The sequence below is a fragment of the Rhizobium sp. CB3060 genome, from assembly GCF_025200735.1.
GTDB lineage: Bacteria > Pseudomonadota > Alphaproteobacteria > Rhizobiales > Rhizobiaceae > Rhizobium.
Map to the genome: position 1 here is coordinate 141,181 of NZ_CP104158.1, position 25,326 is coordinate 166,506.

At 60.9% G+C, this 25,326-nt stretch carries 27 protein-coding genes, 1 tRNA gene and 1 riboswitch; of the genes, 12 read left to right on the plus strand and 16 right to left on the minus strand.

What is annotated here, in order from left to right:
- Positions 1-19: 19 nt before the first annotated feature.
- Both apaG and N2601_RS00720 read right to left on the minus strand, forming a co-directional pair.
- The gene (apaG, locus tag N2601_RS00715) at positions 20-412 is read right to left on the minus strand and encodes a Co2+/Mg2+ efflux protein ApaG (RefSeq protein ID WP_104821929.1); all 393 of its coding nucleotides are present in this window, start codon (positions 410-412) and stop codon (positions 20-22) included.
- Positions 413-738: 326 nt separating this feature from the next.
- Positions 739-1,923, minus strand: coding sequence for an O-succinylhomoserine sulfhydrylase (locus N2601_RS00720; protein WP_104821930.1), 1,185 nt, complete (start codon positions 1,921-1,923; stop codon positions 739-741).
- Between the two features lie 43 nt (positions 1,924-1,966).
- Positions 1,967-2,045: riboswitch (SAM riboswitch) on the minus strand.
- A 72-nt stretch (positions 2,046-2,117) separates the two neighbouring features.
- On the opposite strand from N2601_RS00720, the gene N2601_RS00725 reads away from it, so the two are divergent.
- From N2601_RS00725 to N2601_RS00735, 3 genes are all read left to right on the plus strand, one after another.
- Positions 2,118-3,212, plus strand: coding sequence for a 2'-deoxycytidine 5'-triphosphate deaminase (locus N2601_RS00725; RefSeq protein ID WP_199773514.1), 1,095 nt, complete (start codon positions 2,118-2,120; stop codon positions 3,210-3,212).
- Positions 3,213-3,270: 58 nt separating this feature from the next.
- Positions 3,271-3,344, plus strand: a tRNA-Gly gene (locus N2601_RS00730).
- Between the two features lie 204 nt (positions 3,345-3,548).
- Complete coding sequence (locus N2601_RS00735; RefSeq protein WP_104824973.1) at positions 3,549-4,136, plus strand: acyltransferase; 588 nt, start codon at positions 3,549-3,551, stop codon at positions 4,134-4,136.
- Between the two features lie 84 nt (positions 4,137-4,220).
- Here N2601_RS00735 and N2601_RS00740 read toward each other — a convergent pair whose 3' ends face one another.
- Positions 4,221-6,230, minus strand: a complete 2,010-nt coding sequence (locus N2601_RS00740) for a methyl-accepting chemotaxis protein (RefSeq protein WP_260303334.1) — start codon at positions 6,228-6,230, stop codon at positions 4,221-4,223.
- 508 nt (positions 6,231-6,738) lie between these two features.
- On the opposite strand from N2601_RS00740, the gene N2601_RS00745 reads away from it, so the two are divergent.
- The gene (locus N2601_RS00745; protein WP_245463966.1) at positions 6,739-7,536 is read left to right on the plus strand and encodes a transporter substrate-binding domain-containing protein; all 798 of its coding nucleotides are present in this window, start codon (positions 6,739-6,741) and stop codon (positions 7,534-7,536) included.
- A 9-nt stretch (positions 7,537-7,545) separates the two neighbouring features.
- Here N2601_RS00745 and N2601_RS00750 read toward each other — a convergent pair whose 3' ends face one another.
- The 4 genes from N2601_RS00750 to N2601_RS00765 all read right to left on the minus strand — a co-directional run bounded on the left by N2601_RS00750 (position 7,546) and on the right by N2601_RS00765 (position 10,369).
- On the minus strand, positions 7,546-7,959 hold the full coding sequence (locus N2601_RS00750) for a tellurite resistance TerB family protein (RefSeq protein ID WP_104821932.1): 414 nt from the start codon (positions 7,957-7,959) through the stop codon (positions 7,546-7,548).
- Between the two features lie 94 nt (positions 7,960-8,053).
- Entirely contained in the window at positions 8,054-9,121 is a 1,068-nt protein-coding gene (locus N2601_RS00755; protein WP_104821933.1) for a thermonuclease family protein, read from the minus strand.
- 15 nt (positions 9,122-9,136) lie between these two features.
- Positions 9,137-9,802, minus strand: coding sequence for a S24 family peptidase (locus N2601_RS00760; protein WP_104821934.1), 666 nt, complete (start codon positions 9,800-9,802; stop codon positions 9,137-9,139).
- Positions 9,803-9,940: 138 nt separating this feature from the next.
- A complete protein-coding gene (locus N2601_RS00765; protein WP_104824975.1) occupies positions 9,941-10,369 on the minus strand; it encodes a hypothetical protein in 429 nt (142 codons plus the stop codon).
- 109 nt (positions 10,370-10,478) lie between these two features.
- Between N2601_RS00765 and N2601_RS00770 the strand changes: the two genes are divergently transcribed.
- Positions 10,479-10,835, plus strand: a complete 357-nt coding sequence (locus tag N2601_RS00770; RefSeq protein ID WP_104821935.1) for a DUF952 domain-containing protein — start codon at positions 10,479-10,481, stop codon at positions 10,833-10,835.
- Positions 10,832-11,920, plus strand: a complete 1,089-nt coding sequence (locus N2601_RS00775) for a quinone-dependent dihydroorotate dehydrogenase (RefSeq protein ID WP_104821936.1) — start codon at positions 10,832-10,834, stop codon at positions 11,918-11,920. Before N2601_RS00770 ends, N2601_RS00775 begins: the two co-directional genes overlap by 4 nt.
- On the opposite strand, the gene N2601_RS00780 is transcribed toward N2601_RS00775, so the two are convergent.
- The 3 genes from N2601_RS00780 to N2601_RS00790 are packed head-to-tail and all read right to left on the minus strand — an operon-like array spanning position 11,896 to position 14,034.
- Positions 11,896-13,245, minus strand: coding sequence for an MATE family efflux transporter (locus tag N2601_RS00780; protein WP_104821937.1), 1,350 nt, complete (start codon positions 13,243-13,245; stop codon positions 11,896-11,898). The two genes, N2601_RS00775 and N2601_RS00780, sit on opposite strands and share 25 nt — an antisense overlap.
- A 17-nt stretch (positions 13,246-13,262) precedes the next feature.
- The gene (locus N2601_RS00785) at positions 13,263-13,763 is read right to left on the minus strand and encodes a CAP domain-containing protein (RefSeq protein ID WP_199773560.1); all 501 of its coding nucleotides are present in this window, start codon (positions 13,761-13,763) and stop codon (positions 13,263-13,265) included.
- Between the two features lie 4 nt (positions 13,764-13,767).
- The gene (locus N2601_RS00790; protein ID WP_104821939.1) at positions 13,768-14,034 is read right to left on the minus strand and encodes a DUF6460 domain-containing protein; all 267 of its coding nucleotides are present in this window, start codon (positions 14,032-14,034) and stop codon (positions 13,768-13,770) included.
- A 195-nt stretch (positions 14,035-14,229) separates the two neighbouring features.
- Between N2601_RS00790 and N2601_RS00795 the strand changes: the two genes are divergently transcribed.
- Positions 14,230-15,174: a methyltransferase gene (locus tag N2601_RS00795; RefSeq protein WP_260303336.1), complete on the plus strand. Its 945-nt coding sequence runs from the start codon at positions 14,230-14,232 to the stop codon at positions 15,172-15,174.
- 49 nt (positions 15,175-15,223) lie between these two features.
- Here the strand turns inward: N2601_RS00795 and N2601_RS00800 are convergent, their stop codons facing one another.
- Positions 15,224-15,418, minus strand: coding sequence for a DUF2735 domain-containing protein (locus N2601_RS00800; protein WP_104821941.1), 195 nt, complete (start codon positions 15,416-15,418; stop codon positions 15,224-15,226).
- A gap of 443 nt (positions 15,419-15,861) precedes the next feature.
- Here N2601_RS00800 and N2601_RS00805 point away from each other — a divergent pair, with 443 nt between their 5' ends.
- Positions 15,862-16,902 carry a glutamine synthetase beta-grasp domain-containing protein gene (locus N2601_RS00805; protein ID WP_104821943.1) on the plus strand — a complete coding sequence of 347 codons (1,041 nt, stop codon included), beginning with the start codon at positions 15,862-15,864 and terminating at the stop codon, positions 16,900-16,902.
- A gap of 89 nt (positions 16,903-16,991) precedes the next feature.
- On the opposite strand, the gene N2601_RS00810 is transcribed toward N2601_RS00805, so the two are convergent.
- The gene (locus N2601_RS00810) at positions 16,992-17,453 is read right to left on the minus strand and encodes a carboxymuconolactone decarboxylase family protein (protein ID WP_104821944.1); all 462 of its coding nucleotides are present in this window, start codon (positions 17,451-17,453) and stop codon (positions 16,992-16,994) included.
- A gap of 23 nt (positions 17,454-17,476) precedes the next feature.
- Positions 17,477-17,977 carry an RrF2 family transcriptional regulator gene (locus N2601_RS00815; RefSeq protein ID WP_104821945.1) on the minus strand — a complete coding sequence of 167 codons (501 nt, stop codon included), beginning with the start codon at positions 17,975-17,977 and terminating at the stop codon, positions 17,477-17,479.
- Positions 17,978-18,138: 161 nt separating this feature from the next.
- On the opposite strand from N2601_RS00815, the gene N2601_RS00820 reads away from it, so the two are divergent.
- Positions 18,139-20,649: a ligase-associated DNA damage response DEXH box helicase gene (locus N2601_RS00820; protein ID WP_104824976.1), complete on the plus strand. Its 2,511-nt coding sequence runs from the start codon at positions 18,139-18,141 to the stop codon at positions 20,647-20,649.
- Between the two features lie 32 nt (positions 20,650-20,681).
- Positions 20,682-21,422 (plus strand): ligase-associated DNA damage response endonuclease PdeM, encoded by a 741-nt coding sequence (gene pdeM, locus N2601_RS00825; RefSeq protein ID WP_104821946.1) that lies wholly within the window; start codon positions 20,682-20,684, stop codon positions 21,420-21,422.
- On the opposite strand, the gene N2601_RS00830 is transcribed toward pdeM, so the two are convergent.
- Entirely contained in the window at positions 21,419-21,979 is a 561-nt protein-coding gene (locus tag N2601_RS00830; protein WP_104821947.1) for a dihydrofolate reductase family protein, read from the minus strand. The two genes, pdeM and N2601_RS00830, sit on opposite strands and share 4 nt — an antisense overlap.
- Positions 21,980-22,090: 111 nt before the next feature.
- Here N2601_RS00830 and N2601_RS00835 point away from each other — a divergent pair, with 111 nt between their 5' ends.
- Positions 22,091-22,594: a winged helix-turn-helix transcriptional regulator gene (locus tag N2601_RS00835; protein ID WP_104821948.1), complete on the plus strand. Its 504-nt coding sequence runs from the start codon at positions 22,091-22,093 to the stop codon at positions 22,592-22,594.
- Here N2601_RS00835 and N2601_RS00840 read toward each other — a convergent pair whose 3' ends face one another.
- Both N2601_RS00840 and N2601_RS00845 read right to left on the minus strand, forming a co-directional pair.
- Positions 22,595-23,404, minus strand: a complete 810-nt coding sequence (locus tag N2601_RS00840; protein WP_104821949.1) for a TIGR02186 family protein — start codon at positions 23,402-23,404, stop codon at positions 22,595-22,597. It lies immediately after the preceding gene.
- Complete coding sequence (locus N2601_RS00845) at positions 23,401-24,327, minus strand: sulfite exporter TauE/SafE family protein (RefSeq protein ID WP_104824977.1); 927 nt, start codon at positions 24,325-24,327, stop codon at positions 23,401-23,403. Before N2601_RS00845 ends, N2601_RS00840 begins: the two co-directional genes overlap by 4 nt.
- Positions 24,328-24,622: 295 nt before the next feature.
- Here N2601_RS00845 and N2601_RS00850 point away from each other — a divergent pair, with 295 nt between their 5' ends.
- The gene (locus N2601_RS00850; RefSeq protein WP_104821950.1) at positions 24,623-25,303 is read left to right on the plus strand and encodes a redoxin domain-containing protein; all 681 of its coding nucleotides are present in this window, start codon (positions 24,623-24,625) and stop codon (positions 25,301-25,303) included.
- Positions 25,304-25,326 lie beyond the last annotated feature (23 nt).

The window sequence follows — 25,326 nt, forward strand, 5'->3', positions numbered from 1 at the left end:
CCGACCGCTCCAGCGAGCTTCAGTTCAGCGTCCGCAGCAGGTTGGGCGTATCCAGCGAGAAGGCGGGGATCTTGACGTGAAACAGCTTCCCGTCATCCGTCTCCATCTGATAGTGGCCGAACATCATGCCCGATGGCGTGTCGAGCGGGCAGCCTGAGGAATATTCATAGGTATCGCCGGGCCGCAGCCTGGGCTGCTCGCCCACGACGCCCGGCCCGGTCACCTCATCCACCATGCCGTTCTGATCGGTGATGTGCCAATAGCGCGTCACCAGCCGCACGGTGACGGTCGAGTGGTTGGAAATGATGATGCGGTAACCCCAGACGTAACGATCGTCTTCCGGATCGGATTGCTCCTCCAGATAAAAGGGTTCGACAACAACTTCGATGTCGTGTGTTAGTGCGCGATACATGCCTGACACCTTGGTCACTACTCCGAAACGTCGCGCGCTCAAACGAACGCACAAAGGACGCTCCAGCATTTAAGTCTAGGGCACCTTATCCGCTTTCTATGATCCCACGGAAAGCGGGATACTTAGGGGTATCCTATAAAGCGACCTGTTCCGTCAAGGAATGGATTGGTGAAAACGCCTTTGACGGATTAAACCATTCGGATTTTCAGATGTTAGGAATAACTCTAAAGGTTAATTGTCGGCGGTCGAAAGTATAGGCGCACGGTTCGTTTTCGAGATGTGTAAGCCCGCCCGAACAATATTCGGGCGGGTTTGGGTAGATATAGTCAGGCGGAAACTTGTGCCAGAGCGCGGGCGAAATCCTCGACCAGATCTTCGCTGTCCTCGATCCCCGCGGAAAAGCGCACCGTTCCCGGCGAAATGCCGAGTTCGGCACGGGCCTCGTCGGTGAGGTTCTTGTGCGTCGTGGTAGCGGGATGGGTGATCAGGCTCTTGGAGTCGCCGAGATTGTTGGAAATTTTGACGATCTCCAGTGCGTTCTGCAGCTTGAAGGCCGCTTCCTTGCCGCCCTTCAGCTCGAAGGCCACCAGCGTCGAGCCGCCGGTCATCTGCTTGGCGATGATGTCTGCCTGCGGATGGTCCTTGCGGCCGGGATAGATCACCTTGCCGACCTTGCTCTGTTCTGCGAGGAAGTCGGCGACCTTGGCGGCATTCTGCGTCTGCTGCTTGACGCGCAGCGGGAGCGTTTCGATGCCCTTCAGCAGCGTCCAGGCAGTGAACGGCGACATGGCCGGACCGGTGTGGCGGAAATAATCGTGCAGGTTTTCGTCGATCCACTGCTTGTCGGAGAGGATGACGCCGCCGAGCGAGCGGCCCTGGCCGTCGATGTGTTTGGTCGCGGAATAGACGACGATGTGCGCACCGAGCTCCAGAGGCTTCTGGAACAGCGGCGTTGCGAAGACGTTGTCGACCACGACCTTGGCGTCGATCTGGTTGGCGAGCTTGGCGACGGCGGCGATATCCACGACTTCCAGCGTCGGGTTGGTCGGGCTTTCCAGGAAGAACACCTTGGTATTCGGTCGGATGGCCTTTTCCCAGTTCTCGATGAAGCGGCCATCGACCAGCGTGCATTCGATGCCATATTTCGGCGCCAGCGTCTCGACCACCCAGCGGCAGGAGCCGAAGAGGGCACGGGCTGCGACGATATGATCGCCGGCCTTCAACTGGCAGAGAATGGCGGCAGAAACGGCGGCCATGCCGGAAGCGGTGGCGCGGGCATCTTCAGCGCCTTCGAGAGCGCACATGCGCTTCTCGAACATGTCGTTGGTGGGGCTGCCGTAGCGGGCGTAGATGAAGCCATCCGTCTCGCCCTTGAAGCGGGCTTCTGCGGCTTCCGAGGTGTCGTAGACGAAGCCCTGGGTCAGATAGATTGCTTCGGAGGTCTCGCCGAATTGCGAACGGAGAGTTCCGCCGTGAACGAGCTGGGTTGCGGGGCGCCAAGTCTTGCTCATGCCATCACCACTTTCAAAACAAAAAAACCGGTCGCGAAAGCAGACCGGTTTAACCCCGGTCCTTTTAGCCACTTGTTTAACGTGGCTGCAAGCCGACCGGCCAAATCACCACGGGATAAGTTGCAATACTGCCGTTGACCGCTTGCGTCAATTCCCTGAGTTTGGTTTTGTCTGCGGCAAATTATGGAAGAGGCATGATGGCTCGCACTACTGGAATTTTGGCCGATCGCGCAATTGCGGCGCTCTTCGAAGCGGGGCGGCTGACGAGCGAAAAGGAACTGGATGTCGATCAGATCCAGCCGGCGAGCCTTGACCTGAGGCTCAGTGCCCATGCTTTCCGTGTCCGCGCCAGCTTCATGCCCGGCCCGTCGCATCTTGTCGCCGACAAGCTCGACCGGCTGAAGCTGCATGTCGTCGATCTCTCGGAAGGCGCGGTATTGGAAACCGGCTGTGTCTACATCGTGCCGCTGATGGAGCGGCTCGACCTGCCGGCCGACATGTCCGCCTCCGCCAATCCGAAAAGCTCGACCGGCCGTCTCGACATCTTCACCCGCGTCATCACCGACCGCGCCCAGGAGTTCGACAAGATCCCGGCCGGCTATTCCGGTCCTCTTTATCTCGAAATCAGCCCGCGCACCTTCCCGATCGTCGTTCGTCGCGGCTCGCGCCTGTCGCAGATCCGCTTCCGCGTCGGCCAGGCCATGCTCTCCGAGCCGGAATTGCTGGCGCTGCACGAGAGCGAGACGCTGGTCGCCAGCAAGAAGCCGAACGTCACCGGCGGTGGCATAGCGCTCTCGATCGATCTGGCCGGCGACAAGGAAGGCCTGATCGGTTATCGCGGCAAGCACCATACGGCGGTCGTCGATGTCGACAAGAAGGCGCAGCACGATATTTTCGATTTCTGGGAGCCGCTCTATAGCCGCGGCCGCACCGAACTGATCCTCGATCCGGACGAGTTCTATATCCTCGTCTCGCGTGAAGCCGTTCATGTGCCGCCGCATTATGCCGCCGAAATGACGCCCTTCGATCCCCTGGTCGGCGAATTCCGCGTTCATTACGCCGGCTTTTTCGACCCCGGCTTCGGCCACGCCCCCGCCGGCGGCCGCGGCAGCCGCGCCGTGCTGGAAGTCCGCAGCCACGAAGTTCCCTTCATCCTCGAAGACAGCCAGATCGTCGGCCGCCTGGTCTACGAGCACATGCTGGAACAACCCTCCAGCCTCTACGGCTCCGGCCTCGGCTCCAACTATCAGGCGCAGGGCCTCAAGCTGTCGAAGCACTTCCGGCTGTGATCGCCTATTTGGCGGCCTTGACAGAGGCCGCCAACTGTTGGACATCTCTGAATGTCAGGCGGGTGTAGCTCAATGGTAGAGCAGCAGCTTCCCAAGCTGAATACGAGGGTTCGATTCCCTTCACCCGCTCCAGTTCTTCCTTCATAAACAGCTATTTATAGACGGCCTTACCGAGCGCCTACGCACTTGCCTGTCCGGTCCGAACGCGATGGGCGCACAAGCCTGATTTTCGACGACGGCTGGCGCCGGCGTCATCGCCACAACAATACCCATCTTCATTCAGGTTAATGCCAGATATTCCTGCCAAAAATCATCCCTCGACTGGAAGGGATGCCGATGCTCAATGTTGCGCTGCTTTACAGATTGAGGGCGATCTTCGCGCGCGGTGCATTGAGGATTTCCCGCCGCACGAAAGTGCCGCGCAGCGCGACGATCATCTGGAAGGATGGCAGCGTCAGCATCGGGCCAAAGGCCTTTCTGCGCAGGGGGATCGTTATCGATGCCCAACGCGGCAGCATCGATATCGGCCGGAATGTCTCCCTCAACGACTACACAATTCTGCTGGGACGCGGCGGCATCACGATCGGCAACGACGTGCGGATCGCCGCCCATGCCATGGTGGTGTCGTTCGACCACAATTTCGATGATCCCACACAGCCCATTCGCATGCAGGGCGTCACCAAGAAGCCCGTCGTCATCGAAGACGATGTCTGGATCGGCGCCGGGGCGAAAATTCTCGGCGGTTCTTATATATCCAAAGGTTGCGTCATCGGCGCCAATTCCGTCGTCAAGGGCAGAACCATACCCTATGGCGTCTATGTCGGCGCTCCCGCGAAGCTGATCAGGCGCCGGGGCGAATCCGACAGCGTCAGACACGCGGATTTCGAACGGTTTTCTCTCTCCAAAAGAAAAGCGGACCGATAGGCTCCCTCAAACAAACAGGCGGGATGCGATGAAGCATCCCGCCTGTTTTCGTGTCGCGTTATTGCGTCAAGCAGCGTTGCGGGCTCAGAATTCCGTCCAGTCCGCGTCCTTTGTGGGAGCCGCCACCGTCTGGCTGCCGCTGCCGAAGGCGCTCATCAGTTTTTGGCCGAGCGCGCGGGCAGGGGAGGGTGCCGGGCGTGCCTTCGTCCCCTCGACGGCGCGAACCGGAGCAATCGCCGGCCGCGGCGCGGGGCGGGTGACGGCGCGCGGCGTGTGGTTCGAGGGGGCCGCGGCAGCAATATAGTTGCCTTCGGTTCCGGTCATGCGGAACTGGCCGAGCAGGGCCGTCAGCGAGGCGGCTTCTGTTGCCAGGCTATGGCTGGCGGCGGTGCTTTCCTCAACCATGGCGGCGTTCTGCTGCGTGCCGTGATCCATGGCGTTGACGGCGGTGTTGATCTCCTGCAGGCCGGCCGATTGTTCGCGCGAGGCCTCTGCGATCGCGTGCACATGCCGGTTGATCTCCTGCACTTCCGAGACGATGACGTCGAGCGCCTTGCCGGTCTCGTCGACGAGATTGACGCCGGTCTGCACATGCGTGCTGGATGCGGTGATCAGCGATTTGATCTCCTTGGCGGCATTGGCCGAGCGCTGCGCCAGTTCGCGCACTTCCTGGGCGACGACCGCAAAGCCCTTGCCGGCTTCACCGGCGCGAGCGGCTTCGACGCCGGCGTTCAGAGCGAGAAGATTGGTCTGGAAGGCAATGTCGTCGATCACGCCGATGATGTTGCCGATCTCAGACGAGGATTTCTCGATCTGCTGCATGGCGCTGACGGCGTTGCGGACGATCTCGCCGGACCGTTCGGCGCCGGAGCGGGTGTGGGCGACAAGCTGGCTTGCTTCCTCCGCCCGCTTGGCGGCGTCCTTGACGGTAGTGGTGATCTGCTCGAGGGCGGCCGCCGTTTCTTCGACGGCGGCGGCCTGTTGTTCCGTGCGCTTGGAAAGCTCGTCGGCGGAGCCGCGGATTTCATTGGCGCCGGCGTTGATGGCGCGTGCATTGGCACCCACCGCCTGCATGGCCTCGTTCAGCTTGATGAGCGAATGGTTGAAATCCTGCCGTAGCTGATCGAGATGGGCGACGAACTGCGTGTTGATGTGGGTGACGAGATCACCTTGCGCTAAGCGCTTCAGACCGTCGCCGAGCGCCTGCACTGCCTGCTGCAGATGCGCGGCTTCGGTCGCCTGCCGCGCTTCACGTTCGGCGTGCTCGCTGTCGCTGAGATTACGGTCGACTTCGGCTTGCGCTTCCAGCCGGGCGCGTTCGATGGCGTTGTCGCGGAAAACGGAAACTGCCGAGGCCATTTGACCGATTTCGTCGCGACGGTCGAGACCTTCGATCTCGCTCGCCGTATCACCGCTGGCAAGCGTCACCATGCGGCGATGCAGGCGCGTCAGCGGCGTCGCAATGCCAGTCTGCGCGACATAGACGCCGAGGATCATGGCCAGAAGCGTCAGAGTGCCGAGAATGCCGAGCGTGTAGTTGATCGTGGTATTGACGTGGGCGGACACGGCATCGCCGCCATCATTCATCCGGTCGGTCAACTCATTGTTATTGGCCTGCATCTTGACGACGAGCGCGGTCAGCTTGTCGCTGATGGCGGCCATATTCGCATTCGCGCCCTTGACGTCGCCGCTCTTGCGCTGGTCGATCACCTTGTTCGTCAGCGCTTCCAGCTCGTCTATGCCGGCGAGGATCTGATCCATCTGTGCTTTTTGCGCAGGGACCTGATTTTCGGCCTGCTTCAATCGGTCCTTGGCCTCGCCAAAGCGGCTTTTGCCGGCGGCAACCGTCTTGAAGGCGTCGCTGTCGGGGTCGAAATTCAGCATCATGCTTGCCTGCAGCACGGAGGCCAGAACGGAAGTGCTGGAGCGCGTGCCTTGGGTCGCCGCAACCGCCTCGTTGTCGAGGAAGGCGCTGTAGACCTGATCCGCCTTGCGGAATTCGCTGACGATGAAGAGCAGGCCGGCGAAGGAGATGATCCCGAAAAACAGGATCACGGCGAGCATCTTGGTTTTGATTTTCAGGTTCCTGAACATGACGATCCGTCCGAGGGATATCGCGCCGCACCGGACGGCAGCGCGCAATGATCCGCTTTCCCTGGAGAAACGAAGGACATCGCGCTTGCTGCCTGGTGCACGCAAGTGAAGCCGAATTTTATGAGATACCTTGGCAAGCAAGGTTCGGACGACCTGCGTCATGCAATCGGCTTCCGGAGCCGACGTCGTCGGTGCCAAATAGAATCGATAGAGCTTAATCGACCGCTAACGCAGATATCTTCAAGGCCGGATTCTGCGGTGTATCCACGCTTTTCCAAGTATCGCAATACTGCGATGCGATTGCATCGGCGGCTTTGCCTGAAGGGATCGTTGCGACGGACGGGCAGGGCGGTATATTCTCCCTTCGGCACGACTCTGTTACACCGATTTCGAAATCGGAAACCGCGAACCGACCGGAGGCTGGATCATCATGCGTGTTTGCCCTTCGGCGTTGGGATCCTTGGCAAGGCTTTTGGTATGCGCGGCGCTGATCCCCGCGTCCTGCACCATGCCTCTGGCGGCCCAAGAGGCGCCGCCGTCCGGCCTGCCGATCTTATTCGATTCGCGCGAGCGGCTGCCGAAGCCGGACCTTTCGTCGCTGGTCAGGCTGCGTTTCCTGACCTCCGTCGACTTCCCGCCCTTCAATTTCGCCGATCAGAATGGAAAGCTCGCCGGCTTTCATGTCGATCTTGCCCGCGAGATCTGCGACGAGCTCGGCATATCGGACAAATGTCAGATCCAGGCGCTGCCCTTCGATGAATTGCAGAGTGCGCTCGCCGCCTCGCAAGGGGATGCGGTGATCGCCGGCGTCGCGGTGACGTCCGAGCTGCGCAAGAGCTTTGCCTTTTCGCGTCCTTTTCTGATGTTGCCTGCCCGTTTCGTCCGCAATCTCAAAGCGTCGATCGACGGCACGACGGCCGCCGCCCTTACCGGTCATCCGGTGGGTGTGGTCAAGGGCACGGCGCATGAGGCGATGCTCGCCGCCTTTTTCCCCGCCATCAAGCAAGTGCCCTTCGACGACAAGGACGCGCTCCTGGCGGCAGTGAAGGACGGCAAGGTGGACGCCGCCTTTGCCGATGGGTTGCAACTATCCTTCTGGGTATCGTCGTCATCGGCCGAAAAATGCTGCGCGCTGTTCGACGGACCCTATCTCTCGCAGCAATTCCTTGGCGAGGGCATGACCATCATGTTGCGCCAGCAGGACGCCGATCTAACGGCCGCGATCAACCATGCGCTGGCAACACTGTCACGCGATGGCCGGCTCCAGGAAATCTACCTGCGCTATTTTCCCTACGGCCTCTATTGAGGACGCTTCTCAGCCCTTGCGGTAGCGGGCAATGGCGCTGCGCTCAATGGCGGCGCAGGTGAGCTTGTCGAGACCAAGACGGTCGCGCAGCAGGCTGAGCAGGCGCAGCTCCTCCGCCTTGACCGAGAAATCGGCAGAAGCGACCTCGACGGCAAGCGCGTAGGCGGTGTCATAGAGCCGCGCCGGCAGGGTGTCGCGCACCGTCTCCAGCACGATATCGAGCCCTTCGCTGCCTGCGAGAAGCTTGGCGCAATCGCGCGAAACGGAGATCAGCCGCTCGTCATCGAAACCGTCGAAAACCGGGAGCGCGTGGATCAGCTCGCCGATCCGCCCCAATTCCTTGTCGTTCATCGTCCGATCGACGGCGGATGCTATCACCATGACGTAGATCAGGGCTTCGTGGGCGGAAAGCGGCTTGTTCATGGCAGATCAAAATCCTTCAATTTGGCAGCAGACTAGAAAGTCGCGCCTCTCATGACAAGGGCTCGTGTCGGAAGCGCGGCGTCAGATTGTGATGTCAGATTGGATTAAGTGGGTTTTCCTTGGCAGGCGCCGGCCCGAGCGTTGATTTTCCGCCGACGCGCGGATCGTCGCCGTAGATGCCGCGCTTCTGCTGCTTTGCCTGTTCGGCAAGGGCGACCAGCGGCGATCCGGCCTCCGGCTCGGCCCAGCCGAACCGTACCAGCCATTCGCTGAGATCGACGCGAACATATCGGCAGGCGCCGATCACCGTACCCTGCCAGGTTGGGCTCGGCAGGTCGCAGTCGACGGTGCGGCCACGCAGATACATGCGGAAGGCCGTACGCGCCGCCGCCCCGCAGGGCCAACTCTTGCCGCTCGGCCCGGTGCACATCCGGTCGACATCGGTCGGAATGATGCCGGGAAGCTGCACGCTCTTGCCGCCAATGGTCAGTATGCCGGCGCGGTCTGAAAACGGCCGCACCAGTTCCACCGGCTTTGCCTGCTCGCTGGGCTTTTGATCACCGTCGGGCGACGCTTGCTGAGATGGCGGTTCTGCGGGCACGGTCCGGTGGGCCGCGGCCTCCCGCTCCCTGTCCACCTGATCGGCCGGCATCTGGTTTGCCGGCGTCTGGCCTATATCGGTCTGGTCGGAGGCCGCCGGAGTTGCCTGCGCCAGTTGCGTCTCGTTCGAATTTGCCGGCGTCGTCTTTCGCTGCGCCAACTCGGTGGACGCGCTGCTTTCCGGCAAAATTGCCGGCTGCACGGCTGCGGTGGAGCTGCCTTTGTCAATTTGAGCCGCGCTGTCGGCGACAAGAGCTTTCGCCGTCTCTTCCAGTGTCGACGTCGGAGTTATAGGCGGTTGATGGCTGTTGTCCGCCGCCGCGGCAACGGCGGCAGATTGTACGGCGCTCGTATCGGCAGGTTGCTGGGCCGAAGCGGTTGTTGCCGGGACGGCGGCCTTTGCCATTTCCGTCGGCGCCGGCGTGCTCACGGCAGGTGCGCTTTCCGCTTTGGCTTTGGTCGACAAGCCAGAGCCATGCTCCTCAACCTGCACGGCAATCAGCGTCAGCCACGAACCGAGGACCACGCCTACGACGCTTGCAAGCCAAATATCACGACGCATCACGAGAAAACTTTCCTATTGGCTGGCCCAAATGATCCGCGCAATCCATTCGACATCCGCAAGATCGAAGCTTCGATTCGGATGTTCCGGGTTGAGCGACAGCAGTTCGATCGACCGCGCGGTTTGTCGCAGTAGCACCTTGGCCATGACTTCGCCCTCGCGGGTCTTGACCACGACGCGATCATTGCGCCTGATCTGCGCGCCCGGCTCAACGATCAGTATGTCGCCATCGCGATAGAGCGGCAGCATGCTCTCGCCCTGCACTTCCAGCGCGTAGACGCCTCCCTTTTGCCCCGGCGGCACCGGAAATTCCACCATGTCCCATCCCTGGCCAACCGGAAAGCCGCCGTCATCGAAAAAGCCGCCGGAACCGGCTTGGGCAAAGCCGAGCAGCGGTATGGAGCTTGCCGGCATTGGGAAGGAGCGATCGAATGTGCCGCTGGCGCCATCCGCCGACCGCATGAAGCCGAGAAACTGCTCGATGCTGGCCCCGGTTGCGTCCAGAACCTTGGCGATCGATTCAGTCGACGGCCAGCGCAGGCGCCCATCCTGGCTCAACCGCTTTGACTTGTTAAACGAAGTGGGGTCGAGGCCAGCGCGCCGGGCAAGACCTGATGCCGTGAGGGCATGCCGTTCGGCAAGCCTGTCGATTGCACTCCATATCTGCTCATGTGACAGCATCGCCGTTCAGCACTCGGAAGCCGGATTGTCCGGCGTTTGGCCCTAAAAGAAAGGTTAACCGAGGCTTTTTTACGAGTAAAGCGGAGCGTAGGAATAAGGTCCTTTATCCCCCTGCTTTCGCTTTTGATTCCAGTGGCTTCAGGTCTTTTGCGGTTGCGCCTGGGTGTCGGGCGCCTCCTTCTGGAATTCTTTCGCCATCCCCATGAAGCCGCGCATGAATTTCTGCATGATGCCGAGGGTTCGATCGATCTCGGCGTCACTCGGCAGGTTCGATCCACTGCTTGCGGCCACTGTCTTTTCCAGCTTCGAGACGCGATCTGAGAGGCGGTCGAGTTCGTTTTCATAGGCTGCGCGCTCATCGGCAGCCATGCGGCAGACCAGATTGCCGTTCTGATCATCGCAGATCGACATGGCGCCCGTCTGCTTGTCCAGACGGACGAAATGATCGCCGCTGCGCTCGAGCTGGAAGCGCGCCGGGTCCGGCTCCGCGGCATGGCCGGGCGTCGCGAGAAGAAGAGCGGCAGGCAGGATGAGGGCCGCAAGGCCCGATATCGTTTCCTTCGTCATGTCATCCTCCGGATTTTCTGCTTTACTGTGCATCCATCTGCACTTTTCCCCGTGGACATCGGCAACGGTTTTCGTGCAAAGCCCTATCAAGGACAAAAGTCATGTAAGGATGATGACCGCGATGCCAGTGGTTTACAAGATCGTGCCGGATACGCTCTGGCAGCAAGCCAGACAAACCGGCGTTTTTAATGGCGCATCGATCGATCTGACCGACAATTTCATCCATTTGTCGACGGCGACGCAGGCAAAGGAAACGGCTGCGCGGTATTTTGCCGGCCAGGAGGGCCTGCTGCTGGTGGCGATCGACGGCGACGCGCTCGGTGACAAGCTGGTATTCGAGCCCTCGCGCGGCGGCGATCTTTTCCCGCATCTCTACGCGCCGCTCCAGCTTTCGACCGTGCTCTGGGAAAAGCCTCTATTGCTCGGCCCCGACGGCGCGCATGTCTTTCCGGAGATGCCGGAATGATCGGCGCCTTCCGCGATCTCGGCCGGCGCGGTCTGTTCATGTTCGATCCGGAGACAGCGCATGGAATGTCGATCGCCGCGCTGAGATCCGGGCTTGTTCCGGCCTGCCGGACCGGTAGCGACCCGCGCCTGCGCCAGACCGTGGCCGGACTGGATTTTGCCAATCCGCTCGGCATGGCTGCCGGCTATGACAAAAACGCCGAGGTGCCCGAGGCTCTGTTGAAGCTCGGCTTCGGTTTTACCGAGATCGGCACGGTGACTCCGAAACCGCAATCCGGCAATCCGCGTCCACGCATCTTCCGCCTGGTCGAGGATGAAGGTGTCATCAACCGCCTCGGCTTCAACAATGAAGGCCACGAGGCGGCGTTCCGGCGTCTGCAGCCGATCCGCGGCAAGGGCATCATCGGCGTCAACATCGGCGCCAACAAGGATAGCGCCGACCGCATCGCCGATTACGTCGCCGGCATCCGCCGTTTCTATTCCGTGGCGCGCTATTTCACCGCCAACATCTCCTCGCCGAACACGCCAGGCCTGCGCGACCTGCAGGCGCGTGAAAGCCTGTCCGCGCTGTTGTCGGCGGTCCTCGCGGCCCGCGACGAAGAGGCGGCAAAGGCAGGCAAAAAAATCCCGGTCTTCCTAAAGATCGCACCGGATTTGACCGAAGAGGGCATGGACGACATCGCCGCCGAAGTTTTGGCGCATGCGCTGGACGGGCTGATTGTCTCCAACACCACGCTTTCGCGCGACGGCTTGAAGGATCAGGTCCAGGCAAAGGAAGCCGGCGGTCTCTCCGGCAAGCCGCTCTTCGAAAAATCGACGGTCGTGCTGGCAAAGATGCGCCGCCGCGTCGGCGCAGCCCTGCCGATTATCGGCGTCGGCGGCGTGTCATCGGCAGAGACGGCATTGGAGAAGATCAAGGCCGGTGCCGATCTCGTGCAGCTCTACTCCTGCATGGTCTATGAAGGCCCCGGCCTGCCGGGCCGTATCGTGACCGGCCTGTCGAAGCTGCTCGACCGCGAGCGTGCCGGCTCAATCCGCGAGCTGCGCGACAGCAAGCTCGATCATTGGGCCAGCCGAAACGTCTGATCGGCGCGCTTTTTCAGCCCCATGACGAGGAAAATGCCGCGGAACAGCAGGAAGGCGTTCATGGCCAGCCATAGGCCGTGATTGCCGAGCGTCGGCACGAAGACCGCAAGTGCCAAAAGGTAGCCGGCAAACGACATCAGCATGCGGTTGCGCATGTCGCGTGACCAGGTGGCACCGATGAAGACGCCGTCCATCAGAAAAGCGAGCGCGCCGGTGAGCCCGGTGACGGCGGCCCAGGGCAGGTAGGTTTCAGCAGCGGCCCGAACTTCCTGCGAGGTCGTCAGCATGCGGATCAGCGCCGGGCCGACGGCGAAGAAGAACACGGCGGCGGCAAGTGCCAGCCCGAAGGACCAAAGCCCGGTCAACTTCAGCCCGCGCTCGAAGGCCGGACGATAGTTGGCACCGATCGAACGGCCGGTGATCTGCTCGGCGGCGTTCGCCAGCCCGTCGAGGTAATAGCCGGAAAGCAGAAAGAAGTTCATCAGCACGGCGTTTGCGGCAAGCGTCACCGCGCCGAACGTGTTGCCGATGCGGGTCATCAGCGTGAAAGCGCCGATCAGCACGAAGGTACGGATGAGAATGTCGCGGTTGAGCGCAAAAAGCTGCGTGAGTTTGGCGCGTGACAGAAGCTCGGCCCGGGCGGGCCGCGCTTCACCGGCAAAGCTGCGCAGCACGATGGCAAGGCCCGTGAGCGCGCCGACAGCCTCGCCGATCAAAGTGCCCCAGGCGACACCCGCGACACCCCAGCCAAGCCATAGGCCGAGCAGGATGGCAAGGATGATGTTGACGCCGTTAATCAAGGTCTGCAGCAAAAGCCCGATGCGGCCCTGACCCCGCCCGAGCACGAAGCCGAGGATGGCGTAGTTCGCAAGTGCGGCCGGGCCGGACAGCATGCGGATCGAGAAATAGGTGCGTGTCGCGTCGGCGATACCGCCTTCAGGCCCCATCAGCTTGATGCCGAGCCAGAGCAATAGGGGCGACATTAGGAGGAGCAGCAGACCGCATCCGAGCGCCGAGAGCAGTGCCCGCCAAAACACCGCCTGCTGCTCATGCCGGTCGTGGCGGCCATAGGCTTGCGCCGTCAGGCCGGTGGTCGAAGAGCGCAGGAAGTTGAAGCTTGCGAAGATGAGGTCGAAGAGCACCGCGCCGATCGCCAGCCCCGCCAGCGCTTCCGGTTGGCCGAGATGCCCGACGACGGCGGTATCTGCAAGACCCAGCAACGGTGTCGTCATGAAGCCGAGCGTCATCGGAACGGCGATGGACAGCACCAGCCGGTGCGTCACGTCGAAAGGCAGAACCCTTGCGCTATGCTCTCGATGATCCATGTCCAATCAGCCCGTCTTCAATTCGAAGAGAGCACCATGGACCAGTAGGGCTTGTCATTGGAAGAGGGGGTGTAGGCGAGGGCGACGCCGAGACCGTTATATTTGCCGAGCATGTTGTGCAAATGCTTCGGCGAATTGATCCAGGCCGTCACCGCGGCGTTCACGTCGCGCTGACCCTCGGCAATGTTTTCGGCCGCCGGCAACTTGACGCCGCTCGCCTTGACGCGCGTGCCGAAGTTGTCGCCGATACCCATCAGATGTTCCATCCTGCCGGCGTCGGCCATCCGTTTGGCCTGGTAGATCGCCGCCGTGCTGGCCGCTGGATCGATCTTCAGTGGCGGTAGCCCGTTCTTGGCGCGCAGGGAGTTGACGAGCGGCAGCGCGGAAGCTGTCTCGTCTTTGGCCGGCGTGTTGGAAACATGGGTGGGCTGCGTGGCGCAGCTCGCGAGGACGGCGGCGAGCGCTAGGCCCGTGAGGCGCAGCGCGGGGCGCCGCGTGGAAAGCGGAATTTTGGGGATCATATCAGCGACGGTAATTGATAAGGCGGAGGATGATGAAGAGCGGAATGACAATGGTGGCGCCGAGCAGCATGTAATCGCCGAACTCGCCGAGCGCAGCAAAGCCGCTGTGCCAGAGATCGAGGAGGAAGCGCCGGAGACCATAGAGGAAGTCGAGCGGCCGCCAGCCGAAGAATTTCATCACGAAACCGACGATCAGCGACACGATGATAAGCTTCACGAGTGTACGGCCGGGCGAGTCGCCGAGGAACCTGTTCACCTGATCGGACATGCGGCTGTCTCCATAATGCCTGTCGAGCGGTTTTGAGATAAGGCTGCGGCTTGCGACTCGCAAGCGCTTTTGCCCGATGCGTACCGAAACAGTGCGCACCGAACCGTGCTTACCTGAAACATGTGTCTGCCTGAAATAGGACTTGAGTTTTTTTGTGGCCGCGTCCAAAGGCGGGTATCAAACAGGGCTGAGATCATGCTGCTGACTGAGCTTTCCTCCGGCGACGTCATTGCCGACCGTCGCGCAGACTATGCGAAGATGCTCGCCGAAAGCGGTGAGCCGGCAAGCGCTGCCGAATTGATGGAGCAGGCGCTGGAACTGACGCCTGGCTGGGCCGCAGGCTGGTTCACCCTGGCGACTTATCGTGAAAAAGCGGGAAATACAGAGGGTGCCATCGAGGCGCTGACAAAGGTTCTGGCCCTCGATGCCGGCGATGTCTTCGGCGCCCGGCTGAAGCTTTCGGTTCTGGGAGCGGCCGAACTGCCCGACCAACCGCCGAGCCGCTATGTCGAGCGCCTCTTCGACGACTATGCCGATCGCTTCGAGACATCGCTGGTCGAAAAACTCGACTACAGTGTCCCGCAGAAGCTTGCGGCTTTGGTCGCCGACACGGCCGGCATTTCCGGGCATTTCCGTCTTGCCGTCGATCTCGGCTGCGGCACGGGCCTATTCGGTCCGGAAATCCGCACGCGGGTCGATCGGCTGGAAGGGTTCGACCTGTCGAAAGGCATGCTCGCCAGGGCAGCGGAGAAGGGGATTTATGATCACCTGGGACAAGCCGATCTTTCGCTGCCTCCGCCCCAGTCTGGCGTTTTCGACGGCGAGCTCACGCCGGCACGGGCCGACTTGATTACCGCCGCCGACGTGCTGATGTACCTCGGCAATCTTCAGAGCGTCATGACAATCGTCGGGGAACTAGCCGTCTCCGGGGCCGTGTTCGCTTTTTCCGTCGAGGATGCGGGAGAGGAGGAAGGTTATCTTCTGCGCGACTCCCTGCGTTTCGCCCATTCGGAAGCCTATGTCAGGACGATATTGGCCGCTCGTGGCTTTGTTGTCCTCAGTCTCGCGCGCAGCATCATTCGCATGGATGCCGGAAAACCGGTGCAAGGCATTTTGTTCGTTACCCAGAAATCCGCCTGACCGGCCCATGGCCGGATCGCTATATCGCGCTATAGGTGAGCGGTAACGTCTATTGCTTGCGGGTCTGGTCGGACTCCGTAATGGCGGCTTCGTGATACCAGCTATCGAAAGCAGCCGTCGCGATGCGCGGGCCGATATCGGGATCAAGGTTCACCTGATCGCGTTGGCCAGCAGCCGGGACGGTTCGGGTCTTGATGGGAAACTGAAAAATCTTTGCCGTTTCGTGTTGAGGGCTGGTTGCCATTGCAATGTCTCTCCCTTTTTGGTGTTCAGCGGGCGCGCTTCAAGAGACAGCTTATATATAGCAGAGTCGGAGGCCATTTTTGAGAGATGTGCCCAAAAAAAATGCAAAAGGTTGAATTTATAGGCAATTTTGAGGTTTTGTGGCGTTGGAATGTGGTTTTCGGGCGCCTAATTGTTGCGCTGCTTCGAATCTGCCGCACTGCGACAAGTTGGCAGCACCTTTCGGCCAAGTTGCTCACGATTTTGAGAGAATCCGAGCTGGGGCGATGGAAAATCGGCAAAAATTGACTCCGATTTGTGCATTTTTCTTCGAACGGCAGCGCATCTCGCTCAAATTGGCATGTCAAATGCATGTCACATGGCGGCCGTAGGTGGCGAAGATTTCCGGGCGGGCGCCTTCGAATTTTCTCTGCTTCGGGTAGTTAAACCCTTATGAGGTGCGTAATGACGAAGTTTAAGCTCGAGTATATCTGGCTCGACGGGTACACCCCGGTACCGAACCTGCGCGGTAAAACGCAGATCAAGGAATTTGCTGATTTTCCGAAGCTTGAAGAGCTTCCGCTTTGGGGCTTCGACGGTTCGTCGACGATGCAGGCCGAAGGCCGCAGCTCCGATTGCGTGCTGAAGCCCGTAGCGATCTATCCGGATCCGGCCCGTACGAACGGCGCCCTCGTCATGTGCGAAGTCATGATGCCGGACGGCGTAACGCCGCATCCGTCCAACAGCCGCGCCACCATCCTCGACGACGAAGACGCCTGGTTCGGCTTCGAGCAGGAATACTTCTTCTACCAGGACGGCCGTCCGCTCGGCTTCCCGGAATCCGGCTACCCGGCTCCGCAGGGGCCCTACTACACCGGCGTCGGCTACAAGAACGTCGGCGATGTCGCCCGCGAAATCGTTGAAGAGCACCTCGACCTTTGCCTCGAAGCAGGCATCAACCATGAAGGCATCAACGCCGAAGTGGCCAAGGGCCAGTGGGAATTCCAGATTTTCGGCAAGGGCTCCAAGAAGGCCGCCGACCAGATCTGGATGGCACGCTACCTGCTGCTGCGTCTTTGCGAAAAGTACGGCATTGATATCGAGTTCCATTGCAAGCCGCTCGGCGACACCGACTGGAACGGTTCGGGCATGCACTGCAACTTCTCGACCAAGTTCATGCGCGAAGTCGGCGGCAAGGCCTATTTCGAAGCGCTCATGGCTCAGTTCGACAAGAACCTGCATGACCACATTGCGGTCTACGGCCCGGACAACCACATGCGCCTGACCGGCAAGCATGAAACTGCTCCGTGGAACAAGTTCAGCTACGGCGTTGCCGACCGCGGTGCTTCGATCCGCGTTCCGCACTCCTTCATCAAGAACGACTACAAGGGCTACCTCGAAGATCGTCGTCCGAACTCTCAGGGCTGCCCCTACCAGATCGCTTCCCAGGTTCTGAAGACCATCTCGGAAGTTCCGACGGCTGGCTTCGCTTCCGAAGCTGCTTGATCGTTATCGGTCTCGGTTCGCCGAGACTGAGGAAAACAAAAAAAGCGCGGGATTTCGGTCCCGCGCTTTTTTCGTTTCTGGAGTCGTGGTCAGGCCGCCTTCGCGTCCTTATCGATCGGATGCTGCGAGCGGAAGCCGACGGCAAGGCGGTTCCAGATGTTGATCGTGCCGATCGCCACGGTGATCTTGACGATTTCCTCTTCGCTGAAATGCTGCTTCAGCGGCTCGAAGTCGGCATCCGGTATGCCGGTCTGAGCAATCTTGGTGACGGAGTCGACCCAGCGCAGCAGGGCGCGTTCGCGGTCGTCGTAAACGGGCGATTCCCACCAGACGCACATCAGGTTGATCCACTGTTCGCTGAGGCCGTCGTGACGGGCTTCTTTCACATGCATGTCGACGCAGTAGGCGCAGCCGTTGATCTGCGAGGCGCGGAGCTTGATCAGGTGGATGAAGCGGCGCTCAAGGCCGCAGGTCTGGACGAAATTTTCCAGCGCAACGACAGCTTTGTAGGATTCGGGCGAGGCTTTGCCGAAGTTGAAACGAGGTTGCATGGTTCTCTCCTTGGGTTCTGGATCTATCGGATGGTTCTGCGTTCATTGAGGGCAAGGAAGGCGCAGCCCCTTGCCGCGATGGCACCATCGTCGGTCTCCGCGACATCGGCGAGGATATCGGCAATGGTGGTCTTGGCGAGCTCGGCACGGTACACCCGCTCGGCCGCCAGCATCGCCGCGCTGATGCCGCACGGCTTTGCGAAGTATTTTCCAGACAGCGGGTTAGGCCCGCGCTGGCGGATTTCGGCGCAGCGAAAGGCAGGCGCCGGCCCTTCGACGGCGAGCACGATATCTAGCAGGGTGATTTTGGCCGGCAAACGCGCCAGCCGGTAGCCACCCTTGGGCCCGGGCACGGTGTCAAGAATGCCGGCGCCGGAAAGCGCCTGCAGATGCTTCAAGAGATAACTCACCGACACCCCATGAAACTCGGCAATCGCCGCCGCCGAGAGCACGCTGCCCTCAGACAGTCCCGCCAGCATCGCGACGCTGTGTATGGCCTGCTCAACGCCTTCGCCGAGTTTCATCGGTACGTCCTTTTTATATCATGGATATTTTTTATCCGTGATTATGTGAAGAGTCAAGGGGAGGAGGTGAGGATGACGGAGGGTGGGTTAGACCCATGGCACAAAGCGCCCTCAACCAACCCCCTGCTTCCTATCCTCCGCAATTCGACTACATTTGCCTCGTGGACCAGATCGATTCCGAGCGCCGCCTTGCCCTTCCTGCCCCCTTCATCCGCTGGTTTACGGAAAAGGGATGGCAGCCGCGTGCCCATCAGCTTGAATTGTTGGCCCGCGCCGAAGCCGGGGAGAGCACGTTGCTGATCGCGCCGACCGGAGCCGGCAAGACGTTGGCGGGGTTTCTTCCTTCGCTCACCGATCTGACTAGGCGCGGCAAGATCCCGCCCGGCTCCGCCTTCACCGGCATCCACACCCTCTACATCTCGCCGCTGAAGGCGCTGGCTGTCGATATCGAGCGCAATCTGATGAAACCGGTCACGGAAATGGGCCTGCCGGTTTCCGTCGAAAACCGCACTGGCGATACGCCCAGCGGCAAGCGGCAACGTCAGAAGCTCAACCCGCCGGACATTCTGCTGACGACGCCGGAGCAAGTGGCGTTGCTCCTCGCCAATCATGAAGCCGAACGCTTCTTCAAGGATTTGAAATACATCGTCCTCGACGAATTGCATTCCCTTGTGACGTCGAAGCGCGGCCATATGCTCTCGCTCGGTCTTGCGCGCCTCCGCAAGCTTGCGCCCGATCTGCAAACCATCGGCTTGTCAGCGACGGTTGCCGAACCGATGGACCTGCAAAAATGGCTGGTGGCGCAGGAGGAGGGGATGGAACGGCATGCCGGCCTGGTGATGGTCGACGGCGGCGCCAAGCCCGACATTTCGATCCTTAAGACCGATGAACATATCCCGTGGTCCGGCCATTCCGCCAAATACGCCATTCCCGATATCTATCGCGAGCTGAAAGAGCATCGCACGACGCTTCTCTTCGTCAACACGCGTTCGCAGGCGGAAATGCTGTTTCAGGAGCTGTGGTCGGCCAATGACGACAATCTGCCGATCGCGCTGCATCATGGTTCGCTCGATGTCGGACAGCGCCGGAGGGTCGAAGCCGCCATGGCGGCCAACAAGCTGCGCGCGGTCGTCGCCACCTCAACGCTCGATCTCGGCATCGACTGGGGCGATGTCGATCTCGTCATCCATGTCGGCGCGCCAAAAGGCGCTTCCCGCCTTGCCCAGCGCATCGGCCGTGCCAACCACCGCATGGACGAACCGTCGAAGGCGATCCTCGTGCCGGCCAATCGTTTCGAGGTGATGGAATGCCAGGCGGCGCTCGACGCCAATTATGTCGGCGCGCAGGATACGCCGCCGGTCGGCGCCGGCGGGCTCGATGTCCTTGCTCAGCATATCCTCGGAATGGCCTGCGCCGGACCCTTCGACATGCTCGAGCTCTATGACGAGATCCGCAGCGCTTCGCCCTATGCCGACCTATCCTGGGAGACGTTCGAGCGCATCGTCGATTTCGTCGCCACCGGCGGTTATGCGCTCCGAACCTACGAACGCTACGCCCGCATCCGCAAGACCCCGGAGGGTCGCTGGCGCGTCTCCAATCCGCAGGTAGCGCAGCAATATCGTCTGAACCTCGGCACCATCGTAGAAGAGGCAATGCTGAACATTCGGCTGGTGAAGCGCAATGCGTTGGGGTCGCTCGGCCGCGGCGGAGCACCGCTGGGCAAGGTCGAGGAGTATTTTCTCGAACAGCTTTCGCCCGGCGATACCTTTCTCTTCTCCGGCAAGGTGCTGCGTTTCGAGGGTATCCGCGAGAATGAATGCCTGGCCTCGCAGACCTTCTCCATGGATCCGAAAATCCCCTCCTATGCCGGCGGCAAGTTTCCGCTGTCGACCTACCTTGCCGATCAGGTGCGCATGATGATCGACGATCCCGATCGCCGGCATCGTTTGCCGGATCAGGTGCGCGACTGGCTGGAGCTGCAGAAGGACAGGTCGCTGCTGCCGAAGCGCGACGAGTTTCTGATCGAGACCTTTCCGCGCGGCAGCCGCGCCTACATGGTCGCCTATCCCTTCGAAGGGCGGCTGGCGCACCAGACGCTCGGCATGCTGTTGACGCGGCGCCTCGAGCGGGCCGGCGCAAAGCCGATGGGCTTCATCGCCACGGATTATTCGCTCGGCATCTGGGGGCTGGAGGACATGGGGCTGATGATCGCCAATGGCCATCTCAGCCTTTCCGATCTCTTCGACGAAGACATGCTCGGCGACGATCTAGAAGCCTGGCTCGATGAATCCTTCCTGCTGAAACGCACCTTCCGCAATTGCGCCATCATCGCCGGCTTGATCGAGCGCCGCCACCCCGGCAAGGAAAAGACCGGCCGGCAGATGACGGTATCGGCCGATCTGATCTATGACGTGCTGCGCAGCCACGAGCCCGATCATATTCTGATGCAGGCGACAAGGCAGGACGCTGCCACGGGACTTTTGGAAATTGGCCGTCTTGGGGATATGCTGAAGCGAATCAAGGGGCACATCACCCACCGGGCGCTGGACCACATTTCGCCGCTCGCCGTGCCGGTGATGCTGGAAATCGGCAAGGTGCCGGTACCGGGCGAGGCACATGATGTGGTGCTGGCGGAAGCGGCTGACGATCTGATCCGCGAGGCCATGGAATAAAACATGCCAAACAACGAAGGCAGACCAAGTTGATGAACCGCCTGGCGCTTGCGCGAGAGATGAACGGCCAAGTCAGGAACGGATTGACGCCTGCCTCGGGCGTCGAGACCGCCGTTCATGGTGTTGCCGCCGTCTGCGATCCGCTCGGGGCTCTTTATCTGCCGGATGCCGGCATCCTCGTTGTTTCCGATCTGCATCTGGAAAAGGGAGCAGCCTTCGCGCGGCGCGGCATGCTGTTGCCGCCTTACGATACGCTGGCGACGCTGACCGTGCTTGCCGCCGTCATTTCCCGCTACGATCCGAAGCTCGTCGTCTCGCTCGGCGACAATTTCCATGACCGCGTCGGCTCGGCACATCTGCCGGAAGAATTCCGCAGCCTGATCATCAATATGGCGCGTGGCCGCGAATGGATATGGATCAACGGCAATCACGATCCGGATGGCACGGTCGATCTGCCCGGTAGCTCCGTCGATGAGATGCATTATGGTGGACTGACCTTCCGCCATGAACCGAGGGGCGGCCAGCAGGCCGGCGAGATCGCCGGCCATCTGCATCCGTCTGCCACTGTCCGCCGTCGCGACAGATCCGTTCGCCGCCCGTGTTTCGCCACCGACGGCGCCCGCCTGCTGATGCCTGCCTTCGGCATCATGACCGGAGGCCTGGACCTGCGCCACAAGGCCATGACCGGACTGTTTGACCGGGAAAGCCTCATTGCCCATGTGCTCGGCCGCGACCGCATCTATTCGGTACGCTTCGGCAATCTCTCTGCCTAAGCCACTTTCGCGGGCTCGTAGCGCAGGATCACCGCGCCGGTCTTCAGCGGCGTGGATTCGAGCAGCTTCATCGGAATCTGTTCCGCCGCCGGCTTGAAATGCGGGTTGCCGCGGCCGAGAACAACGGGGACGAGGCAGATGCGGATTTCGTTCACCAGTCCTGCTTTCAGAAGCGTATCCGTCACTTCGGCGCTGCCGAAGACGAACATCGTTTTGCCCGGCTCTTCCTTCAGTTTCCTGACTTCAGCGACGATGTCGCGAACGACGCGGGTATTGTTCCACTCCGCCGTGTCCATCGTCCGCGAGGCGGCGATCTTGGCGATGCCATTCATATAGGCGGCGATATCGGGTGTCTCCGTCGCACTCGTCCAATAGGCGGCCATGCCTTCATAGGTTTTGCGGCCGAAGATCAGCAGATCGCCTTCCTGGCCAAGCTCTTTCGCGTAGTTTTCCAGCTCGTCGCCCCAGGCGAGCATATGGAAGTCGAGGTCCCAGGGTTTCGTTCCCTCGAAATAACCGTCAAGCGTCATGAGATTCCAGACAACAAGCTTTCTCATCGGTCTCCTCCTTGGTGATAACCGTATCATAATCAAAACCGGTTGCTAAAAGCAAGCAGTTGAAAATTAGCGCGACTGGTGGCAAAGTGCAAGCAGTTTTTGGAGAACCTTATGGACGCGCTCAATCGCTCCGGCTGCCCGGTCAATCTCACCTTGGAAATCCTGGGTGACCGCTGGAGTTTGATCATCATCCGGGACATCATGTTCGGCAATCGTCGGCATTTCCGCGAGCTGCTGCAGAACTCGGAGGAGGGGATTGCCTCCAACATCCTCGCGGACCGATTGAAGCGGCTGGTCGAGCGTGGGCTTTTGACCCGAGACGACGATCCGACCCACAAGCAGAAGGCCGTCTACAGCCTCACCGAAATGGCGATCGACCTCGTGCCGCTCTTTGCCCACATGGGGGCTTGGGGCCGCAAGCATCTGCCAGTCTCGGAAGAACTGTCGATCCGCGCGGAACTGCTGGAAGATGGCGGGCCGAAGCTCTGGGAGGATTTCATGGACGAGCTGCGGGCAAAGCACTTGGGCAAGGTGTTGCCGCCGGGAACACCGTCGGTGCTCGGCCGGCTGACGGAAGCCTATCTGGACGTGGTGGAGCGGAAGAGGAGCGCCTGATCAGCTCTTCCGGAACACGAAGCTCGCCGTCCATCCCGTAATCAGCGCCAGCAGCACCGAAAACGCGCCATAGGCGATGGGGCGTTCATGGGCGGCATCGGTGATCGTTTGCTCGATGCCGGTCTTGATGACGCGCAGCGGCAGGGATTTATCGGTCAGGAATTTGCCGCTCTTGAAGAGATAGGCGCGCACGGTATGCACGCCGTTCGGAACGTCCGCAGGCAACCTCAACGTTGCCCTGAACAGGCTGGAGCTGACGAAGCGCACGCCGGCCGGGTCGCTTTCGTAGAGGCCGCCGATCTCCTGCAGCCGCCGGAAGGCCTGGCGGAATTCCGGCACATCCGCGCCGCTGCCGACGAAACCGACTGGAGTTAGCTGAATATGATCCACGCCGATGCCGCGGTCGTTCAGTTCGAGCGGCGCGGTGATGTTGTCGACTGCGCGCGTGCTCGACAGCGAATAGGCCTGCGGCACATGCTCGAAGGTCATCGACCGGGTATTGACCCAGATGCCGAAGACACGTTCCTTTTTGCGCACCGTGGCGTTCTCGCGCGGTCCCTCCAGCACGACGACGATGTCGTATTGGCCGATCGCCAGCAGCAATTGGTCGGTGTTGGAAAGCGCGCCGAAGATCGTCAGGTCGGCACCGGTGAAATCGGAGGTGATGGCGATTTCGCTGGTTGAAGTGCCGATCTCCATCGTCTCGCGCGCGGTCGTGGAGGTCGTCGGCTGGTCGAGCAGCACCTGCGCCTTTGCACTCAATGGTGCAAGCAGGAGACCGGCTGCGAGCATCGGGCCGAAACGTCTCATCGGCCCGCTCCTTCGAGCACGACGGAATAGATATCGGCCGGCGTGACCACCAGGGCAATCGCCAGGCGAAGGCCGACGGCAAGTACGAGGAGGCCGAGCAAGGCGCGCAATTGTTCGCCGCGCAGTTTCTGGCCGACCCGCACGCCGTATTGCGCACCGACGACGCCCGCCACCATCAGCAGGAAGGCCAGCACGATATCGACGGAATAATTGGTCGCGGCCTGCACGACGGTCGTGTAGGCGGTGACGAAGATGATCTGGAACAGCGAGGTGCCGACGACGACATTGGTCGGGATGCGCAGCAGATAGATCATCGCCGGCACCATGATGAAGCCGCCGCCGACGCCCATGACTGAGGTCAGGATGCCGATGCCGAAACCGAGGCCAATTACGGGAATGACGCTCAGATAGATCTTCGACTTCTTGAAGCGCATCTTCAGCGGCAGGCGGTGCACCCAGCTATGATGGCCGGGCCTGCGGGGCATCGCAGGCTCGTTGCGGGCGGCACGACGCATCGCGTTCAGGCTCTCCCACAGCATCAACCCGCCGATCGTGCCGAGAAAGACGACGTAAAGCAACGAGATGAAGAGATCGAGCTGGCCGATGCGCCGGAGCAGCGAAAAGATCCAGATGCCGACAGTGGCGCCGGTAAGGCCGCCGATCAACAGCACCGTGCCGAGCTTCATATCCAGCGAGCCGCGGCGAAAATGCGTGATGGCGCCCGAGATCGACGAGGCGACGACCTGGTTGGCGCCGGTGGCGACGGCGACGACGGGCGGAATGTTGTAGAAGATCAGAAGCGGCGTGATCAGAAAGCCGCCGCCGACACCAAACATGCCGGAGAGAAACCCAACGGCGGCGCCCATGCCGAGAATAATAAAGATATTCACCGACAGTTCTGCGATCGGCAGATAGATCGTCACGGTCTGATCCCAGTTGCAGCTATCCGAGCCCAAACGAACGGATAGTTGTGAACAATTTCCCCTTTAAACAGACGATTCTAATCTGAAATGATTGCCAGAGCCTTAGGAAAAACCATGGCGTCATTCAGCTATCGCATTGTTCATTTCACTCTAACGCGGCATTTTCCGCGATTGTGTGACGATTTTCACAGCAAGGCAAAGCCGGCGCGTGGCCGGAGCACTTGGCCTTCTTCCGACAAGTGATACAGTTGAATTTCGGTCGTTCACCTGGACAATACGAAAAAGGAATTATTCCATGGGAGACCAGAAGCGCCTGCTGCAGCCTGGAGATTCCGCGCCCGCGTTCGCGCTAGCTTCGGCCAACTTCGAGGGAACGGTCTCTCTCGCCGACTTGCGCGGTCGCCCGTTCTTGATCGGCTTCTTTCGCGGGCTGCACTGCCCGTTCTGCCGGCGTCAGGTAGAACAGCTCGCCAGCGTGCAGCCAACCCTGCGCGCCGCCGGGGTGGAGACCGTGGCCGTTATCAACACGCCGGTGGAACGCGCCCGGCTATATTTCCGCCACCGGCCGACGCCGGTAATGCTTCTATGCGACCCGGACTGCCGCTCACATCGCGCCTACGGCGTGCCGCATGCCGAGTTCTTGCCCGATGGGAGCAGCGAGCAGCCCGAATGGCCATATCGCGTAACGATGGCACAATTCCAAGCGGCACGCATCAACTCAACAGGCGAGCTGCCAGAACCGCTACACCCGATGGAAGCCAACACGGTACTCAACGCCAAGGACCGCTTCGAGCTTGATGAAGCCGATAATGCAATATTCGAGAGCCACGCTACCCAGCTCGTCGGGCACTTCCTGGTTGATGCGAACGGCACCATCGGCTGGGCACAAATCGAAGCGCTCGACGGACCGAACAGCCTCTCCATCTTCCCGACCGCGGCGGAGATCATCGCCGCCGCTGGCAGCCTTGGACGCTGACCTGCAGCGAACCGTCCGCCAGC